General features: G+C 71.9%; 17 protein-coding genes. 3 read left to right on the top strand and 14 right to left on the bottom strand.

What is annotated here, in order from left to right; all coding sequences use genetic code 11:
- Positions 1-61: 61 nt before the first annotated feature.
- Positions 62-1,102: a transcription termination factor NusA gene (gene nusA / locus ACIRJR_RS26785; protein WP_103513479.1), complete on the bottom strand. Its 1,041-nt coding sequence runs from the start codon at positions 1,100-1,102 to the stop codon at positions 62-64.
- Positions 1,103-1,104: 2 nt separating this feature from the next.
- Positions 1,105-1,602: a ribosome maturation factor RimP gene (rimP, locus tag ACIRJR_RS26780; RefSeq protein ID WP_403785063.1), complete on the bottom strand. Its 498-nt coding sequence runs from the start codon at positions 1,600-1,602 to the stop codon at positions 1,105-1,107.
- Between the two features lie 171 nt (positions 1,603-1,773).
- On the opposite strand from rimP, the gene ACIRJR_RS26775 reads away from it, so the two are divergent.
- The 3 genes from ACIRJR_RS26775 to ACIRJR_RS26765 are packed head-to-tail and all read left to right on the top strand — an operon-like array spanning position 1,774 to position 3,744.
- Positions 1,774-2,301 carry a hypothetical protein gene (locus tag ACIRJR_RS26775; RefSeq protein ID WP_403785061.1) on the top strand — a complete coding sequence of 176 codons (528 nt, stop codon included), beginning with the start codon at positions 1,774-1,776 and terminating at the stop codon, positions 2,299-2,301.
- 5 nt (positions 2,302-2,306) lie between these two features.
- On the top strand, positions 2,307-2,801 hold the full coding sequence (locus ACIRJR_RS26770; protein WP_403785165.1) for a ferritin-like domain-containing protein: 495 nt from the start codon (positions 2,307-2,309) through the stop codon (positions 2,799-2,801).
- Between the two features lie 28 nt (positions 2,802-2,829).
- Positions 2,830-3,744: an aminoglycoside phosphotransferase family protein gene (locus ACIRJR_RS26765; protein WP_403785059.1), complete on the top strand. Its 915-nt coding sequence runs from the start codon at positions 2,830-2,832 to the stop codon at positions 3,742-3,744.
- Positions 3,745-3,801: 57 nt separating this feature from the next.
- Here ACIRJR_RS26765 and ACIRJR_RS26760 read toward each other — a convergent pair whose 3' ends face one another.
- From ACIRJR_RS26760 to ACIRJR_RS26705, 12 genes are all read right to left on the bottom strand, one after another.
- Positions 3,802-5,502 carry a proline--tRNA ligase gene (locus ACIRJR_RS26760; protein ID WP_403785057.1) on the bottom strand — a complete coding sequence of 567 codons (1,701 nt, stop codon included), beginning with the start codon at positions 5,500-5,502 and terminating at the stop codon, positions 3,802-3,804.
- 96 nt (positions 5,503-5,598) lie between these two features.
- Complete coding sequence (locus tag ACIRJR_RS26755) at positions 5,599-6,174, bottom strand: GNAT family N-acetyltransferase (RefSeq protein ID WP_403785055.1); 576 nt, start codon at positions 6,172-6,174, stop codon at positions 5,599-5,601.
- A 29-nt stretch (positions 6,175-6,203) separates the two neighbouring features.
- Positions 6,204-7,049, bottom strand: a complete 846-nt coding sequence (locus tag ACIRJR_RS26750) for a GNAT family N-acetyltransferase (RefSeq protein WP_403785053.1) — start codon at positions 7,047-7,049, stop codon at positions 6,204-6,206.
- Between the two features lie 151 nt (positions 7,050-7,200).
- Positions 7,201-8,358, bottom strand: coding sequence for a flavodoxin-dependent (E)-4-hydroxy-3-methylbut-2-enyl-diphosphate synthase (gene ispG / locus ACIRJR_RS26745; protein ID WP_403785051.1), 1,158 nt, complete (start codon positions 8,356-8,358; stop codon positions 7,201-7,203).
- 174 nt (positions 8,359-8,532) lie between these two features.
- Positions 8,533-9,843, bottom strand: coding sequence for a M50 family metallopeptidase (locus tag ACIRJR_RS26740; RefSeq protein ID WP_403785049.1), 1,311 nt, complete (start codon positions 9,841-9,843; stop codon positions 8,533-8,535).
- The gene (gene dxr / locus ACIRJR_RS26735; RefSeq protein WP_403785047.1) at positions 9,840-11,105 is read right to left on the bottom strand and encodes a 1-deoxy-D-xylulose-5-phosphate reductoisomerase; all 1,266 of its coding nucleotides are present in this window, start codon (positions 11,103-11,105) and stop codon (positions 9,840-9,842) included. The genes ACIRJR_RS26740 and dxr overlap by 4 nt, the downstream gene beginning before the upstream one ends.
- A gap of 52 nt (positions 11,106-11,157) precedes the next feature.
- Entirely contained in the window at positions 11,158-11,925 is a 768-nt protein-coding gene (locus ACIRJR_RS26730) for a hypothetical protein (protein ID WP_403785045.1), read from the bottom strand.
- Positions 11,926-12,002: 77 nt separating this feature from the next.
- Positions 12,003-12,497: a nucleotidyltransferase domain-containing protein gene (locus ACIRJR_RS26725; RefSeq protein ID WP_403785043.1), complete on the bottom strand. Its 495-nt coding sequence runs from the start codon at positions 12,495-12,497 to the stop codon at positions 12,003-12,005.
- Positions 12,498-12,535: 38 nt separating this feature from the next.
- Positions 12,536-13,780, bottom strand: a complete 1,245-nt coding sequence (gene aroA, locus ACIRJR_RS26720) for a 3-phosphoshikimate 1-carboxyvinyltransferase (protein ID WP_403785041.1) — start codon at positions 13,778-13,780, stop codon at positions 12,536-12,538.
- 83 nt (positions 13,781-13,863) lie between these two features.
- Positions 13,864-15,810, bottom strand: a complete 1,947-nt coding sequence (locus ACIRJR_RS26715) for an acyl-CoA dehydrogenase family protein (protein ID WP_403785039.1) — start codon at positions 15,808-15,810, stop codon at positions 13,864-13,866.
- A 517-nt stretch (positions 15,811-16,327) separates the two neighbouring features.
- Positions 16,328-16,576: a hypothetical protein gene (locus tag ACIRJR_RS26710; RefSeq protein ID WP_403785037.1), complete on the bottom strand. Its 249-nt coding sequence runs from the start codon at positions 16,574-16,576 to the stop codon at positions 16,328-16,330.
- 94 nt (positions 16,577-16,670) lie between these two features.
- On the bottom strand, positions 16,671-17,351 hold the full coding sequence (locus tag ACIRJR_RS26705) for an HNH endonuclease (RefSeq protein ID WP_403785035.1): 681 nt from the start codon (positions 17,349-17,351) through the stop codon (positions 16,671-16,673).
- Between the last annotated feature and the right edge of the window lie 185 nt (positions 17,352-17,536).

Below are 17,536 nucleotides of genomic sequence, written 5' to 3'. Positions count from 1 at the left end.
CTGTGATCTATTCCATCGGATCCGGTCACGAACCCGCCGCACGGGCCGGACCTGTCCGGGTTCAGCCGCGCTCGGAACGCTCCCGGGCGCGCTCGGCGCGCTCGCGGTCGGCGACGTCGCGCTCGGCGTCGGTCTCGGTGTCCGGACGGATGTCGATGCGCCAGCCGGTGAGGCGGGCGGCCAGCCGGGCGTTCTGCCCTTCCTTGCCGATCGCCAGGGACAGCTGGTAGTCGGGCACGGTCACCCGGGCCGAGCGCGTACCGAGATCGACGACCTCGACCTCGCTCACCCGTGCGGGTGACAGCGCGTTGGCGACCATCTCCGCCGGGTCGTCCGACCAGTCGACGATGTCGATCTTCTCGCCGTGCAGCTCGGCCATGACGTTGCGCACACGGCTGCCCATCGGGCCGATACAGGCACCCTTGGGGTTCAGGCCGGCCCGGGTGGAGCGTACGGCGATCTTGGTGCGGTGCCCCGCCTCGCGGGCGATGGCCTCGATGACGACCGAGCCGTCGGCGATCTCCGGAACCTCCAGGGCGAAGAGCTTCTTCACCAGGTTCGGGTGGGTGCGCGAGAGGGTCACGGACGGACCGCGCACCCCCTTGGCCACCCGGACCACGTACGTGCGCAGCCGCAGGCCGTGGGTGTACTCCTCGCCCGGCACCTGCTCCTGCACGGGCAGGATCGCTTCCAGCTTGCCGATGTCGACCAGGACGTTCTTCGGGTCCTTGCCCTGCTGGACGAGGCCGGTGACGACGTCGCCCTCGTGGCCCGCGTACTCACCGAACGTCCTGTCGTCCTCGGCGTCGCGCAGCCGCTGCAGGATGACCTGCTTGGCGGTGGTCGCGGCGATACGGCCGAAGCCGGACGGCGTGTCGTCGAACTCCTTGGGCTCCTGGCCCTCCTCGAGCTCGGCCGGGTCGTCCTTCGCCCACACCGTGACGTGACCGCCGGCGTCCAGCTCGACGCGCGCACGGCGGTGGCTGCCCTCGGTGCGGTGGTACGCGATGAGGAGGGCCGACTCGATCGCCCCGACGAGCACGTCGAAGGGGATCTCCTTGTCCTGCGCCAAGCCCTTCAGAAGCTTCACATCGATGTCCACGGCTACGCCTCCTCTTCCTTCTTGTCCTTGCGGTTGAATTCGATCTCCACGCGCGCCTTGACGATCTCGTCGAAGGCGACACGGCGCGCTGTGGGCTTGCGGCCCTTGACGCCCGGCACTTCCAGATCGAGGCCCTCGTCGTCGGTCCCGAGGATGCGGGCCACCAGCTCGCCGCCCTCGCTCAGGGTGAGTCTGGCCAGCCGGCCCGTGGCGCGTACGTAGTGGCGGTGCTCGGTCAACGGGCGGTCGGCGCCCGGAGAGCTCACTTCGAGGACGTACTCGCCCTCACCCATGGCGTCGGTCTCGTCCAGCGTCTCGGAGATGCCGCGGCTGAGCTCCGCGCAGGTGTCGAGCTCCACGCCGTCCTCGGAGTCCACGATGACCCTCAGCACCCGGCGGCGGCCCGCCCGGGAGACCTCGATCTCCTCGAGGTCCAGCTCCTTGGCGCTGACGAGCGGCTCCAGCAGTTCGCGCAGCCTGTCGCTCTGGGGGGTGCTCATCCGGGTGACTCCTCGGCCGCGTGTGCTGTTGTGGGGATCGTCGCGTGTCAGGTGAAAGGGTATCCGGTCCGCAGGGGTGTTGCCGTCCGCCTCCCGCCCGGCCGCGGGTACGCTCACCTCCGGTGATCACTTCAGGTCAGAAACTGTCAGATACCAGACTGAAGGAGACAAGTGCGCCGGTCGGGGACGTCGCGCAGAAGTGCGCTCACCGCTACGGGAGCATTCGCCCTGGGTGCGGTACTGACAGGCTGCGGGGACGGTCCGGAGGGCGCGGGGGCCTCCGGTGGGGCCGACGCGCGGACCGTCGCCCTGCGCGCGGAGAAGGCGCTTCGGGCGGCGGCCGCCCGTGACAGCGTCTCGCTCCTCTCGCGCTACGAACGCACCGCGGCCGCCCACCCGGTGGCCGCGCCCGGGCTCGCGCCGCTGCGGGACACCGTGCGGGAGCATCTGACGGCCCTGGGCGGGGCTGCGAAGGCTCCGACCGGCTCGCCCCCCGCCGCCCCGCCGCCGGCCGCCCCCGCCGACGTACGGGCGGCCCTGAAGGAACTGGCGGCCGAGGAACGGCGGGTGGCCGACGCCCGCGCCGCGGCCCTGCTGGACGCCGGACCGGAACTGGCCAGGCTGCTGGCCTCGGTCGCCGCGGCCGGTGCGGCCCACGCCTATCTGCTGACCGAACTGTCCAAGGAGTCCCCGGCATGAGCGGTATGACGCAGGAGGCGGATCCGGACGGCTCGGAGGAGACGCTGCGGGCCACCCAGGCCGCACTCGCCGCCGAGCACGCCGCTGTGTACGGGTACGGGACGCTCGGCGGCCGGCTGGAGGGCAGCCGCCGGGGCGACGCGACGGCCGCCTGCGACGCGCACCGGTCCAGGCGCGACGCGCTCACACGCACGGTGCGCGACCTGGGCGGTGCGCCGGCGGCGGCGCACGCGGCGTACGCTCTCCCCTTCGCGGTGCGGGATCCGGCGGCCGCGATGCGGCTCGCCGCCGTACTGGAGGACCGGGTCGCGGACGTGTACTCCGACCTCGTGAGGGCCGCCCGGGGGCCGCTGCGGCAGGACGCCGCGGGCGCCCTCCGGGAGGCCGCGGTGCGTGCGGTGCGCTGGCGCGGCACCGGCGTAGCCTTTCCTGGGCTCGCCGAGAAGGCCGCCCCGCCGGAGAACACGGCGGAGGCAGGCGCCACGGGTGACACGCACTGAGCACGCTCTGAAAGGGAACAAGGCACGTATGGGTTTCGAACCGCCGCAGCGTCTGGTGCGAGCGCTCGGCGAGACGTACGGGGACACGGCCGCCGCCGAGTGGCTCGGGTCGCTCCCCGCACTCACCGACGACGCGCTGTCGGCACACTCGGTCTCCCCCGACCGGGTGTGCGCCCCCGGTGGGCGCAGCAGCCTCGTCCTCCTGGTGCACGGCGCGGACGGCACGCCCGCCGTGCTGAAGATCGCGCCCTCCGGCGCCGCGCCCGCGCTCGAGCGGGCGGCGCTCGCCCACTGGAGCGGCTGGGGTGCGGTCGAGCTCCTCGGCGCCGACCGGCCCGCGGCCCCCGGGGACGCCCTCCTGCTGGAGCGGCTGCACCACGAGGTGTCCCTGCGCTCCCTGCCCGAGGCCAAGGCGCTGCTGGAGGCCTCCGGCATCGTCCGGCGGCTGTGGGTGGAGCCGCCGGCCGGCCACGCCTTCGAGACCGTCGCGGAGCGCACGGCACGGCAGGTGGAGCCGATGCGGGTCGCCGCCGCGCGGGACACCGAGCTCGGCCCCCTCGTCTCGGCGGCCCTCGGGGCCCGTGAGGAACTGGTCCAGGACTCCCCCGAACTCCTCCTGCTCCACGGCAACTTCAGGCAGAGCAAGGTTCTTTCGGGCGAGCGTGCCCCCTGGCTCGCCGTCGGCCCGGAGCCGCTGACCGGCGAGCGTGCGTACGACCTGGCGCGGCTGGTGCGTGACCGGGTGGAGGACCTGATCGCCTCGCCCGGTGGCGCCGCGACGGCCCGTCGCCGGGTGAAAAGGCTCGCCGAGTCACTGGAGGTCGACCAGGCGCGGCTGCGCGGCTGGACCCTGTTCAGGGCCGTCGAGTCGGGCACGCGCGCCCTGACGGCGGGGCGCACCCAGGACGGCGAGCTGTCACTGGAGTTCGCGGGCTGGCTGTAGCCGGCACGCGAGAGAGGGCCCCGCGCGGTGCGCGGGGCCCTCTCGGCGTCCGGAAGGTCAGCCCTGTTCGGTGAGGCGGGCGATCGCCTCGTCGACGGTGAGCTCCTCGCGCTCGCCCGTGCGGCGGTCCTTCAGCTCCAGGACGCCCTCGGCCGAACGGCGGCCGGCGACCAGGATCTTCGGGACGCCGATGAGCTCGGAGTCCGTGAACTTCACGCCCGGCGAGACGCCCGCGCGGTCGTCGACCAGGACGCGGAGGCCGGCGGCGTTCAGCTTCTCGGAGACGTCGAGGGCCAGTTCGGTCTGGAGCGCCTTGCCCGCGGCGACGACGTGCACGTCGGCCGGGGCGATCTCGCGGGGCCAGCACAGGCCCTTGTCGTCGGCGGTCTGCTCGGCGAGCGCCGCCACCGCGCGGGAGACCCCGATGCCGTACGAGCCCATCGTGACGCGGACCGGCTTGCCCTGCTGGCCGAGGACGTCGAGCGAGAAGATGTCGGCGTACTTGCGGCCGAGCTGGAAGATGTGGCCGATCTCGATGGCGCGGTCCACCTGGAGGCCGGTGCCGCACCTGGGGCAGGGGTCGCCCGCCTCGACGACGACGACGTCGAGGTGGTCGTCGACCTCGAAGTCGCGGCCCGCGACGACGTTCCTCGCGTGCTTGCCCTCCTTGTTGGCGCCCGTGATCCAGGCGGTGCCGGCGGCGACGCGGGGGTCGGCGATGTAGCGGACCTTCTCCAGGCCCTGCGGTCCGACGTAGCCGCGCACCAGGTCGGGGCGGCCCACGAAGTCCTCGGCGGTGACGAGCTCGACGACCGCGGGGGCGAGGTGCTCACCGAGCTTGCCGAGATCGACCTCGCGGTCGCCGGGCACACCCACGGCCACGATCTCGCCGTCGACCTTGACCAGGAGGTTCTTCAGGGTGGCGGAGGCCGGGACGCCGAGGTGCGCGGCGAGGGTCTCGATGGTCGGGGTGTCGGGGGTGTCCAGCTCCTCGACGGGCCCCGTCGCCGAGGCGTCGCCCGCGGTGGCGTTGAAGGTCACGGCCTCGGTGTTGGCCGCGTAGTCGCAGTTCGGGCAGTCGACGAAGGTGTCCTCGCCGGCGGGTGCGGGGGCGAGGAACTCCTCGGAGGCGGAACCGCCCATGGCCCCGGAGACGGCGGAGACGATGCGGTGGTCGAGGCCGAGGCGGTCGAAGATCCGGATGTACGCCGCGCGGTGCAGCTGGTACGCCTCGGCCAGGCCCTCGTCGGTGGTGTCGAAGGAGTACGAGTCCTTCATCTGGAACTCGCGGCCGCGCAGCACGCCGGCGCGGGGACGGGCCTCGTCGCGGTACTTGGTCTGGATCTGGTAGAGGATCACGGGCAGGTCCTTGTAGGACGAGCACATGTCCTTGACGACCTGGGTGAAGATCTCCTCGTGGGTGGGGCCGAGGAGGTAGTCGGCACCCTTGCGGTCGTTGAGCCGGAACAGCAGGTCGCCGTACTCGTCGTACCGCCCGCTCGCCTCGTACGCCTCCTTGGGCAGCAGCGCGGGGAGGAGGACCTCCTGGCCGCCGATGGCGTCCATCTCCTCGCGGACGACGCGGGTGATGTTCTCCAGGACCTTCTTGCCGAGCGGCAGCCAGGACCAGATGCCGGCCGCGGTGCGGCGTACGTAACCGGCGCGGACGAGGAGCTTGTGGTTGAGCGTCTCGGCGTCCGCCGGGTCGTCGCGCAGTGTCTTGATCATCAATCGGGACATGCGCTGGACCTGGGCCATGATGAACTCCTGCTCGGAAGGGTGGTGGGCCCGAGGTTAGCCGGGCGGCCCGCGCGGGCGGAAATCGATTCACCGGTCCGTCCGGCGCGGACGGTCTCAGCCGCGGCGCAGCGGGAGGGGCGCGCCCATCACCGCGTACGGCCTGGGCGCGCTCGGGAAGAGCACCTGCCGGGCCAGGTCCTGGTAGCCCAGGGCGCGGTAGAGACCACGGGCGGGGCTCTCGGTGTCGATCGCCGAGAGGATGGAACGGGGCAGGCCGACGGCGTCCGTGACGGTGGTGATCAGGCTGCGGCCGATGCCGCGCTGCTGGAAGTCCGGGTGGACGTGGAGTTCGGTGATCACGAACGACTCGTCGAGCCAGTCCTCGGATCCGGTGGCGCGCAGATACGGCTCGACGACGGTGGACCACCAGTGCGCCCGGTCGTTGGGCAGTCCGTAGACGAATCCGACGAGCCGCCCGTCGGCGGTGGTGGCTCCGAGCGCGCGGGAGTGCGGGTGTTCGATGTGCCGCAGCACGATATGGCGGCGTACGTCGATCTCGTCCTGGGTGAGACCGAAGGCGAGGGCCTGCACGGCGAGGGCCTCGTCGACACGGCCGGCGAGGTCGAGCGGTCCGACCACGATGTCGGGGGTCCCGGGGCCCCGGGGGGACGTGGGGGTTGCTGCTGCCATGCGGGAACCCTACTGGCCTTGCCGTCCGGTCAGAACAGCACGCTCATGAACGTGCCGGTCTCGCGGAAGCCGACACGGCTGTAGGCCCTGCGCGCGGCGGTGTTGTAGTCGTTCACGTACAGGCTGACGACCGGTGCCACATCGCGGAGCGCGTGCTGCAGGACGGCCGCCATGCCCGTTTCGGAGAGTCCGCGTCCACGGGCCTCGGGTGCGACCCAGACCCCCTGGATCTGGCAGGCGCGGGAGGTGGCCGCGCCGATCTCCGCCTTGAAGAGGACCTTGCCGTCCTCTATCCGGGCGAAGGACCGGCCGGTGCTGATCAGCTCGGCGACCCGCGCCTGGTAGAGGAGCCCGCCGTCCCCGGCCAGCGGGGAGATGCCGACCTCCTCGGTGAACATGGCCACGCAGGCCGGCATGAGGACGTCCATCTCCGCCTTGCCGACCCTGCGCACGAGCGGGTCGGGTGGCACCTCCGCCGAGGGGTGCTCGGTCACCATGAGCGGCTGGTTGGGCCTGACCTCGCGGGCGGGGCCCCAGCTCGGCTCGAGCAGCCGCCACAGCTGGGCCGTGGGGCCGGCGGGGCCGACGATCGACGAGCAGCGGCGGCCGGCCCGCCGTGCGCGGTCGGCGAAGGCCCTGACGGCCTCCGGGGTGGCGCAGATGGGCACGAGGTTGGCCCCGGAGTAGCAGAGCGATCGCAGCCGGCCGTCGGCGTACCACCCCCACATCTCCCCGCCGAGGCGCCACGGATCGAGTCCGGCGACCTGGACGCGGGAGGTGACGAACGCGTTGTCCACGGGTTCGCTCTCGAGGATGGCGAGCGCCGCGGGGAGCTCGCCGGGGTCGAGGACCCGGGTAGTGGTCTGCGTCAACACTGGGGCCTCACCAAACGGTCTGCTGATGTCCGCACTGTACCCAACAAGGCTGTGGGGCGCCGCCCCGCGGAGGGGAACGGCCGGCGGGCGGGATGACACAGCTGTGCCCCGCAGGGCGGGCCTGCGGGGCACGGCGAGGTCGGGAGGAGGTTCAGCCGGCGATGGAGACCTGCGGCTCGCCCGAGGCGATGCCGTCCTTCTCCATCTGCTCCGCGATCTTCATGGCTTCCTCGATGAGGGTCTCCACGATCTTCGACTCCGGGACGGTCTTGATGACCTCGCCCTTCACGAAGATCTGGCCCTTGCCGTTGCCCGAGGCCACACCGAGGTCGGCCTCGCGGGCCTCGCCGGGACCGTTCACGACACAGCCCATCACCGCGACCCGCAGCGGGACCTCCATGCCCTCCAGACCGGCGCTCACCTGGTCCGCCAGCTTGTAGACGTCCACCTGGGCGCGCCCGCACGACGGGCACGACACGATCTCCAGGCGGCGCTGCTTGAGGTTCAGCGCCTCCAGGATCTGCAGGCCGACCTTGACCTCCTCCGCCGGAGGGGCCGACAGCGACACCCGGATGGTGTCCCCGATCCCCTCGGAGAGCAGCGCGCCGAACGCCACCGCGGACTTGATCGTCCCCTGGAACGCCGGACCGGCCTCGGTCACACCGAGGTGGAGGGGATAGTCCGACTGCGCGGCCAGCTGGCGGTAGGCGTTCACCATGACGACCGGGTCGTTGTGCTTCACCGAGATCTTGATGTCCCGGAAGCCGTGCTCCTCGAAGAGCGACGCCTCCCAGAGTGCCGACTCCACGAGCGCCTCGGGCGTCGCCTTGCCGTACTTCTTCAGGAGCCGCGCGTCCAGCGAGCCGGCGTTCACACCGATACGGATCGGGGTGCCCGCGTCGCCCGCCGCCTTGGCGATCTCCTTGACCTTGTCGTCGAACTGCTTGATGTTGCCCGGGTTCACCCGGACCGCCGCGCACCCGGCGTCGATCGCCGCGAACACGTACTTCGGCTGGAAGTGGATGTCCGCGATCACCGGGATCTGCGACTTCCGCGCGATCGTCGCCAGCGCGTCGGCGTCGTCCTGCGTCGGGCACGCCACCCGCACGATCTGACAGCCGGACGCCGTCAGCTCGGCGATCTGCTGCAGCGTCGCACCGATGTCCGACGTACGCGTCGTCGTCATCGACTGCACCGACACGGGCGCGTCCCCGCCGACCGCGACCGTGCCGACCTGGATCTGACGGCTGACCCGTCGTTCGGCGAGCTTGGTCGGAACGGTGGGCATTCCGAGAGAAATCGCAGTCATGCGCTGAGCATCCCCAAGGTGTGGATCAGTGTGGATCGAGGTACGGCGGACTCCAGGCTCCGAGGTTACGGCACCGGAGCGGAACGGGGCGCACCCGTGCGGTCAAACCGCCCGTTGGTGGGCAGCCGGACACCACCTGTGTGGCGGACGGACACCCACGGGACGTGTGGGGCGTCAGGTGATCTTCACCGGGTTCACGATGTCGGCGACCAGCACCAGCAGCGTGAAGCAGATGAAGATGCCGGCGACCACGTAGGCGACGGGCATGAGCTTCGCCACGTCGAAGGGCCCCGGGTCGGGCCGCTTGAAGACCTTGGCCACGTTGCGGCGCAGGGCTTCCCAGAGCGCGCCCGCGATGTGACCGCCGTCCAGCGGGAGCAGGGGCAGCATGTTGAACAGGAACAGCGAGAGGTTGAAGCCGGCCAGCAGGAACAGCATCATCGCGATCTGGTTCTGCGCCGGGACGTCGAGGTTCATCACCTCGCCGCCGATACGGGCCGCACCGACCACGCCCACCGGGGAGTCGTCCGCGCGCTCGCCGTCGCTGAACGCCGCGTTCCACAGGTCGGGGATCTTGGTCGGCAGGGCGATGATCGAGTCGACACCGTTCTCGATCATGTCGCCCATGCGGACGACCGAGTCGCCGAACGAGAGCGGAAGGATCTCCGTCTTGGCGGCGAAGCCGAGATAGCCGGCGCTGACGTACTGGTCGGGGACGACCTCGCCGTCGGCGTCCTTCTTGGCGACGGCGTTCTTCTTCAGTACGGCGTTCAGGGTCTGTTCCTGACCGTCGCGCCGCACGGTGATGGTGGCGGGGCCGATGGTCTGCCGGATCCTGTCCGACAGGGTGGCCCAGTCGTCGATCTTCCGGCCGTTGAAGGCGACGATCGTGTCGCCCTCCTCGAGTCCCGCGGCCTTGGCCGGCGAGACCGGGTCCGAGTCCTTGCAGGTGTCGCGGTTCTCGCTCTGCGCGATCACGCACTGCTGGACGCCCGCGACCTCGGTGGTCTGGGTCTGGAAGCCGAAGGTCATCGCCACGCCCATGAAGATCGCGACGGCGAGTACCAGGTTCATGAAGGGCCCGGCGAACATCACGATCACGCGCTTCCACGGCTTGCGCGTGTAGAAGAGGCGGGTCTCGTCGCCCGGCTCGAGCTCTTCGAAGGCCGCGGACCTGGCGTCCTCGATCATGCCGCGCCACGGTGAGGTGGAGCGTGCCTCGATCCGGCCGTCGGGTCCCGGGGGGAACATGCCGATCATGCGGATGTAGCCGCCCGCGGGGATGGCCTTGATGCCGTACTCGGTGTCGCCCCTCTTGCGCGACCAGACCGTCGGCCCGAAACCGACCATGTACTGCGGCACCCGGATGCCGAAGAGCTTGGCCGTCGACAGGTGGCCCAGCTCGTGCCAGGCGATCGAGAACAGCAGACCCACGGCGAAGATGGCGATCCCGAGGATCGTCATCAGGATCGTCGTCATGCTCATACGTGCGCCTCCGCTGTCGCTGCCGCCGAGAGTTCGCGGGCCCTGGACCGGGCCCAGGTCTCCGCTTCGAGGACGTCCGCGACCGTCAGTGAAGTTCCCGGGACGGGGGTGCCGTGTTCGGCCACCACCGCCGTGACCGTATCCATGATGCCGTTGAAGGGGAGCCGTCCCGCCAGGAACGCGTCCACGCACTCCTCGTTGGCGGCGTTGAAGACCGCGGGGGCCGTGCCGCCCAGGGTGCCCACGTGCCGGGCGAGGCCGACGGACGGGAAGGCCTCGGTGTCCAGCGGGAAGAACTCCCAGCTGGATGCCTTCGTCCAGTCGAAGGCGGGGGCCGCGTCCGGGACCCGCTCGGGCCAGCCGATGCCGATGGCGATGGGCCCGCCCATGTCGGGCGGGGTCGCCTGGGCGAGGGTGGAGCCGTCGGTGAACTCCACCATCGAGTGCACGTAGGACTGGGGGTGGACCACGACCTCGATGCGGTCGAACGGGATGTCGTAGAGGAGATGCGCCTCGATGACCTCCAGCCCCTTGTTGACCAGGGTCGCGGAGTTGACCGTGATGACCGGGCCCATGGCCCAGGTCGGATGCGCCAGCGCCTGCTCCCGGGTCACGCCGGCGAGCTCGGCGCGCGTCCGGCCGCGGAACGGTCCGCCGGAGGCGGTCACGACCAGCTTGCGGACGTCGGCGCGCTTCCCCGAGGCGACGGCCTGGAAGAGGGCGGCGTGCTCGGAGTCGACCGGGATGATCTGCCCGGGGGCCGCCAGCGCCTTCACCAGGGGACCGCCGACGATCAGCGACTCCTTGTTGGCCAGGGCGAGGGTACGGCCCGCCTCCAGCGCGGCGAGCGTGGGGGCGAGGCCGATCGAGCCGGTGATGCCGTTGAGCACGGTGTGGCAGTCGCTCGCGGCGAGATCGGTGGCAGCGTCGGGGCCGGCCAGGATCTCCGGGAGCGGCTCCCCCGCGCCGTACTCCTCACGCAGGGCCTCGGTGAGCGCCGGGACCTTGCCCTCGTCGGCGACCGCGACCGTACGGACACGCAGCCGGCGCGCCTGCTCGGCGAGGAGACGGACCCTGCCGCCCGCGGCGGAGAGCGCGGTGACACGGAAACGGCCGGGGTTGCGCAGGACCAGGTCGATGGCCTGGGTGCCGATGGACCCGGTGGAGCCGAGGATCACCAGATCCCGGCGGCCTTCCGTCGCGTCGAAGACACGATGCGGATCGGCGAGGGGTGAGGGGCTGTCGTCGCTCATGACCCCCATTGTTGCCGCTTCCGCTGTGCGCGATGACAGGGCGTCCCCGTCATCGCGTGACTCAGCCCCGCCCGGCACGGAATTTCTTCCACTGGGCGGCGATGACGTCCTCCGGAACCCCGCCGACGTCCTCGGTGCCCAGGATCTCCGCGCGGAAGGCGAGTGTGGTGGAACCGGACCTCAGGACGGTGAGGTACTCGTACAGCTTCAGCTTCCCCTTCACGTCGAGGACGGTGAAGCGGTAGGCCTTCGCCTCGTCGGCCTCGTCGGCGACGGCGGGCAGCGACGCCGGTTCGGCCTTCTCGTAGGTGGCGCGGGCGACGGCCCGTTCCTCCGTGAAGCCGCCCGCACACTCCCGGCCCGCCTTGTCCAGGGATGCCATGACCTTCGCGGCCCCGCCGCCGTCGTACGAGCGCAGGGTCACGTCGACGGTGACGCCGAGCATCTCCTCGGGCTTGTCCGCCTCGCGCTGCACCTGGGCCACGGGCTCGTGGCCGCTGACGTCCCCGGCGAGGCTGACGAGCGGCTGGCAGACGGCCGGGGCGGCGGTGTAGGCGTCTCCGAGCGGCCCGTCCACGGTGTACTCGGACGCGGTGAGCGAGCCGGCCCGCTCCCCGTCGGTGAAGGCGAGGGCGGTGAGCTGCGCCTCGGTGAGCGCGCCGCCCGACGGCGCCGTGCTCGCCGGCCGCGAGGCGGCGGGACTCCTCGCGGCTCCGCCCTTGCCGCTGTCGTCGTCGCCACCGCATGCGGTGAGACCCGTGAGTGCCAGCACCGCGCATCCCGCGACCACGGCACCCCGTCGGCCGCCCGCCCCGTAGACCCCGAACATCCCCGCCCCTGTCTCCTGTTGACGAGCCGAGACCGGTGTCCGGTCACGGCCGAGGCTCGATTGTGCGGCATCCGGGCTCAGAAACGCGTATCGGTGCCGAACTTCTCCCTCAGCCGCCGCATGTCCGCCACGTCGCGCTCGGCCGGTTCGTAGCCCTGGTGGAAGAGGGCCTGCTGCTCGGCGGAGAGGCAGCGCACCGTGGTCGTCCCGATGGTGCCGGTGACGAAGCAGTCCGCGGGGTAGCGGAACGGCTCGGCGGGGTCCAGGGACGCCTGGAGGGCCGAGCCGTCGGCGGCGAACTCCAGCGGGTGCAGATCGATCTCACGTCCGGAGGGGTGGCTGAGCACGAAGCGGGCCGGACGCCAGTCCAGTGTCTCGGCGTATCCGGCCGGCTCCAGGGCCGCCACGACCGCCGGCTCCTGCTCGCGGACGTGCAGCAGGTCGAGGTCCCGGTGCTCGCGGGTCTCCTCGCCGAGCAGGGCGTCGATGCCCCAGCCCCCCGCGATCACCACGTCGGTGCCCGCCGCGCGCAGCAGGGCCAGGACGGACAGGACGTCGTTCCGGGACATCATGCGGGCGACCGTAGTCCGCCCCGCGCCGGAACGCACCGTCATTTCCCGGCGGCGCCGGCCGCCACGAACGCGGCGAACTCCTCGTGGAAGCGCGGGAAGGTCTTCCGTACGCAGCCGGGGTCGTCGTAGCTCACGCCGGGTGTGCGCAGCCCGGCGACGGCGAACGACATCACGATGCGGTGGTCGCCGTGGGTGGCGATCTCGGTGGGGCGCGGGGTGCCCGGGTGGATCTCGATCCAGTCGGGTCCGGTGTGCACGGTGATCCCCATGTTCCGCAGGTTCTCCGCGCAGGCCTCCAGCCGGTCGCACTCCTTCACCCGGGTGTTGGCGACGTCCTCGATCCGTACGGGCGAGGTGGCGTACGGCGCGATCGCGGCGAGGGTCGGCATCGTGTCGGAGATGTCACGCATGTTGACGGTCAGACCGGAGAGCCGGCCGGAGGAACCGACGGTCGTGGAGTCCGTGGTCGTACGCACGTCCGCTCCCATGCGGCGCAGCACGTCGGTGAAGCGCAGATCGCCCTGGAGCGCGTCCGTGCCGAGACCGGGGACGGTGACCTCACGGCCGGTGAGAGCGGCCGCGGCGAAGAAGTAGCTCGCGGTGGAGGCGTCGGGCTCGACGGCGTAGGTGGTGGCGCGGTAGCCCCCGGGAGGGACGGTGAAGGTGTTCCCCTCCCGGGTGACCTCGACACCGAAGCTGCGCATCATCGCGAGCGTGATCTCGATGTACGGCGCCGACACCAGCTCCGTGACCTCGATGCGGAGGCCCTCGGCGGTCAGCGGGCCGAGCATGAGCAGGGCGGTGAGGTACTGCGACGACTCCCCCGCGTCCAGGGTCAGTTCGCCGCCCTTGACGCCGGACGCCTCGATGGTGAGCGGGTGGTGGCCTTCCGCTCCTTCGTGGCGCAGGTCGACGCCGAGGGTGCGCAGGGCCTCGGTGAGCGGCGCGAGGGGCCGGCGTCGCATCTGCGCGGAGGCGTCGAAGCGGTACGTGCCGGAGGCCGCCGCGGCGGCCAGCGTCGGCAGGAAGCGCGCGGTGGTGGCGCCGTCGCGGCAGTGGACCTCGGCGGCCCCGGCGGCGGGCCCCGAGGGGCGCCCGTCGATGTGCCATCGGTCCGGCTCGCGCCGCACCCCGTAACCGAGACGGGTCAGCCCCTCGGTGAACCCCTCGGTGTCGTCCGAGTGCAGGGGGCGCAGGAGGGTGGTGGTGCCGTCCGCCGCCGCGGCCAGGAACAGGGCGCGGGCGGTGACGGACTTGGAGCCGGGGATGTCGATGACGGTCACGGGCGCCCATTTTGCCCTGCGGCGCGCGTGCCCGCGGGACGCGTCCAGGCAGTGGACGCGTCCCGCGGGGGTGGGTGCCGGGTTCAGCGGACGGTTCGGTGGACGTCGTCCCCGGTCGCCGGGCCGGGTGTGGCGTCCGCGATCCAGGGGCCGTCGCCGCTGGGGTCCAGAACGCCTTCCTCCAGCCAGGTGTAGGTCCCGGAGAGGACGCCGTCGACGACGCGCCGGTCGATGTCGTCGGTGTTGGACCAGAGCCGGTTGAAGAGCTCCTCCACCCGGATGCGGGCCTGCCGGCAGAAGACGTCGGCGAGCTGGTACGCCTCGCGGCCGTGGTCGTCGTCGGCCCGCAGGTGCTCGGCCCGGACGCACGCCGCGCTCATCGCGAAGAGTTCGGCGCCGATGTCGACGATCCGGCCGAGGAAGCCCTGCTTGGTCTCCATGCGGCCCTGCCAGCGGGACATCGCGTAGAAGGTGGAGCGGGCCAGCTTGCGGGCCGAGCGCTCGACGTACCGCAGGTGCGCGGAGAGGTCGGGGTGCCCGGGGACACGGAACTCGCCGTAGGCGCTGGGCAGCTGGCCGGGGCCGCTGACCAGCTTCGGGAGCCAGCGTGCGTAGAACCCGGCGGCGTTGGCGCCCGCCCTCGCCTTGTCGGACAGCGGCTTGTCCGGGTCGATGATGTCGCCGGCGACCTTGAGGTGGGCGTCGACGGCCTCGCGGGCGATCAGCAGGTGCATGATCTCCGTGGAGCCCTCGAAGATCCGGTTGATCCGCATGTCGCGGAGCATCTGCTCGGCGGGGACGGCGCGTTCGCCGCGGGCGGCGAGCGAGGCGGCGGTCTCGAAGCCGCGTCCGCCGCGGATCTGGACGAGTTCGTCGGAGATGAGCCAGCCCATCTCGGAGCCGTACAGCTTGGCGAGCGCGGCCTCGATGCGGATGTCGTTGCGGCTCTCGTCGGCCATCTGCGAGGAGAGGTCCACGACCGCTTCGAGGGCGAAGGTGGTGGCGGCGATGAAGGAGATCTTCGCGCCGACCGCCTCGTGCCGGGCGACGGCCCTGCCCCACTGTTCTCGGACCGCCGTCCACTCCCTGGCGATCTTCAGGGACCACTTCCCGACGCCGACGCACATGGCGGGCAGCGAGAGGCGGCCGGTGTTGAGCGTGGTGAGGGCGATCTTGAGGCCCGCGCCCTCGGGTCCGATGCGGTTGGCCGCGGGCACCCGGACCTGGTGGAAGCGGGTCACGCCGTTCTCGATCCCGCGCAGGCCCATGAAGGCGTTGCGGTGCTCCACGGTGATGCCCGGGGAGTCGGCCTCGACGACGAAGGCGGTGATGCCGCCCTTGTGGCCGTCGGACTCGGGGACCCGGGCCATGACGACGAGCAGGTCGGCGACGACCCCGTTCGTCGTCCAGAGCTTCACGCCGTCCAGGACGTAGTCGTCGCCGTCGGGCACGGCCGCCGTGGCCAGCCGGGCCGGGTCGGACCCGACGTCCGGTTCGGTGAGGAGGAAGGCGGAGATGTCCGTCCGCGCGAGCCGGGGCAGGAAGGCGTCCTTCTGCTCCTGCGTGCCGAACATCTTCAGCGGCTGCGGTACGCCGATGGACTGGTGTGCGGAGAGCAGCGCGCCGATGGAGGGGTTCGCCGAACCGGCCAGCGCGAGCGCCTTGTTGTAGTACACCTGGGTCAGGCCGAGGCCGCCGTACTTGGTCTCGATCTTCATGCCGAGGGCGCCGAGTTCCTTGAGGCCGTCGATCACCTCGTCGGGGATCCTGGCCTCGCGCTCGATGAGGGCGCCGTCGACCCGCGTCTCGCAGAAGTCGCGCAGCCGGGCGAGGAAGGCCTCGCCGCGCCGTACGTCGTCCGGGGCGGGCTGGGGGTGGGGGTGGATCAGGTCCAGCCGGAAGCGTCCGAGGAAGAGTTCCTTGGCGAAACTCGGCTTGCGCCAGTCCTGTTCGCGGGCGGCCTCGGCCACCTGCCGGGCTTCGCGCTCGGTGACTTTGGGGGCCTGGGGGATGTCGGATGGGGCGGACATGAGGAGCTCACCTCGCCGCGAGTCGGGATATGGGTCGGGCCGTACGCGTGCCGATCGGTGTCACTTGTCCGTATCTACCCGATCCCTGCCGGCCCCACCACCGTACGGCGGACTCCCGAGGGCGTACGGAACCGGCCCGAGCACCCGCGCGGCGGGCCTTCGGCTCTCCCCGGGGCCCGCCGTCCCGCCCGGGGGCCCACGAACAGCCAGGGCCCGAAGCCGGTCGTGACCGCTCCGCTGGTCGGGCGACCTCGGCCCTCTCGCCCGGCGGCCGGTCCGGGCGGTGGTGGGCACGGTCCGAGGACCGGCCTCACGCCGGGCCCCGGACCGGCGGCGTGCGGGTACGGCCGCTCCTCGATGACGCGCGTCTCCACGCCACGGAGGCCGCCGGGGCCGGGCGGCTTGGCGGCCGGGCGTGGGCGGCCGGGCGTGGGTAGCCGGGCGGCTTGGCGGCCTGGCGTGGGCGGCCGGGCGTGGGTGGCCTCCGGGGCCCGCGCCCCGTCTCCGGGGCCCGCGCTCAGTCGAAGACGTACGTGGTGCCCAGGATCGCCGCGTGCTCCAGCACGTCCTCCAGGGGGTCGTCGATCTGCCCGGTCTGGATGAGAGCCACGTGGGGTGCGTTGTGCGAGTGGGTGTGCGTCTCGTCGGCGTGCGCCGACCCGGCGGACAGTCCGACGGTCATCAGGGCCGCGCCGCAGCCGATGGATCCTCGGAGCAGTGACCGTGTCCGGTGTGCCTTCACGTGGTGACCTCGTCTTCTCTTCATCGGATGTGTCCACCCGTTCATCGTTTCAACCGCTGGATCCGCCCGAGGTCACGCAAGATCATCCGTGCGGGAGCCGGGGTGCCCGGGCGGGCGGCTACGGGGCAGGGGCGTACTGGACGACGGTGTCCTCACAGGGGCCTTCGGCGAACACCTTCAGCGCCTCCATCTCCGTGTTGTCGGCGGTCAGCTGCCAGCGGAGCTTCGTCGAGACCCACTCCCCCGCGTACCGGCAGTGCGCTTCCGGCACCGGCGGGATCCACTCGGCCGGGTCCTGGTCGGCCCTCCGCTGGTTCACGCGTACCGTCACCACGGCCAGCGAGGCCTGTGCGCCCTGGTCGTTCGCGTACGCCTCGCGCCTGGCCGCGCTCCAGGCGGAGGCGCCGGAGTCCCACGCCTCCGCCAGGGGCACGGTGTGGGCCAGGTCCAGGGCGTCGGGGCCGGTCACCTCCTGGCCGTCGTAGTACGACCGCCACGTTCCGCCGGTCAGTTTGCACCCGGCCGTGACGGCCGGGGCCTTCACCGCCTCGGCGAGGAGCACCTCGTTGCGGGTGTCGCAGCCGTCGGAGGGGAGATCGCCCGCGTTCCAGTGCCTGAAGTGCGAGGGGGCGTAGCCGGTCCGGTTCTCCTCGACGACCTTGACCAGGCCGACGGCGTCGGCGAGCGTGGTCACCACGGCGGCCCCCGGCCCCGGGGCGGCCGGTGCCGGAGCGGAGGCGAGGACCGGGACGAGGGCGAGGGAAAGCGCGCCGGAGCCGCGCAGCAGGTTCTTGATCACTCCCGCGTTCTACCGGCCGCTCCGGTCCCCTCGGGTGCGCGGCAGCCGCCTCTCACCCGCACGGGCGTGGACGTTCACCGCAGGAACGATTCGCGGCGGCAGCCGGCCGCACGGACTGCCCGTGGCGGCGGGCTCCGGCGGTCTGTGCCTGGGCGCCGGACGTGCCGGGGGCCTGTGCGAGGGTG

Source organism: Streptomyces sp. NPDC102402 (assembly GCF_044765765.1).
Classification (GTDB): domain Bacteria; phylum Actinomycetota; class Actinomycetes; order Streptomycetales; family Streptomycetaceae; genus Streptomyces.
Note: the sequence above shows the minus strand (reverse complement) of the source record. Positions and strands in the feature narration are given on the sequence as shown.

Bases quoted from the DNA above. Each gene is read 5' to 3' on its own strand.
- rimP (WP_403785063.1), bottom strand. From the start codon at position 1,602: ATGAGCACCCCCCAGAGCGACAGGCTGCGCGAACTGCTGGAGCCGCTC.
- ACIRJR_RS26770 (WP_403785165.1), top strand. From the start codon at position 2,307: ATGACGCAGGAGGCGGATCCGGACGGCTCGGAGGAGACGCTGCGGGCC.
- ACIRJR_RS26765 (WP_403785059.1), top strand. From the start codon at position 2,830: ATGGGTTTCGAACCGCCGCAGCGTCTGGTGCGAGCGCTCGGCGAGACG.
- ACIRJR_RS26760 (WP_403785057.1), bottom strand. From the start codon at position 5,502: ATGGCCCAGGTCCAGCGCATGTCCCGATTGATGATCAAGACACTGCGC.
- ACIRJR_RS26755 (WP_403785055.1), bottom strand. From the start codon at position 6,174: ATGGCAGCAGCAACCCCCACGTCCCCCCGGGGCCCCGGGACCCCCGAC.
- ispG (WP_403785051.1), bottom strand. From the start codon at position 8,358: ATGACTGCGATTTCTCTCGGAATGCCCACCGTTCCGACCAAGCTCGCC.
- ACIRJR_RS26740 (WP_403785049.1), bottom strand. From the start codon at position 9,843: ATGAGCATGACGACGATCCTGATGACGATCCTCGGGATCGCCATCTTC.
- dxr (WP_403785047.1), bottom strand. From the start codon at position 11,105: ATGGGGGTCATGAGCGACGACAGCCCCTCACCCCTCGCCGATCCGCAT.
- ACIRJR_RS26730 (WP_403785045.1), bottom strand. From the start codon at position 11,925: ATGTTCGGGGTCTACGGGGCGGGCGGCCGACGGGGTGCCGTGGTCGCG.
- ACIRJR_RS26725 (WP_403785043.1), bottom strand. From the start codon at position 12,497: ATGATGTCCCGGAACGACGTCCTGTCCGTCCTGGCCCTGCTGCGCGCG.
- ACIRJR_RS26715 (WP_403785039.1), bottom strand. From the start codon at position 15,810: ATGTCCGCCCCATCCGACATCCCCCAGGCCCCCAAAGTCACCGAGCGC.
- ACIRJR_RS26710 (WP_403785037.1), bottom strand. From the start codon at position 16,576: ATGAAGAGAAGACGAGGTCACCACGTGAAGGCACACCGGACACGGTCA.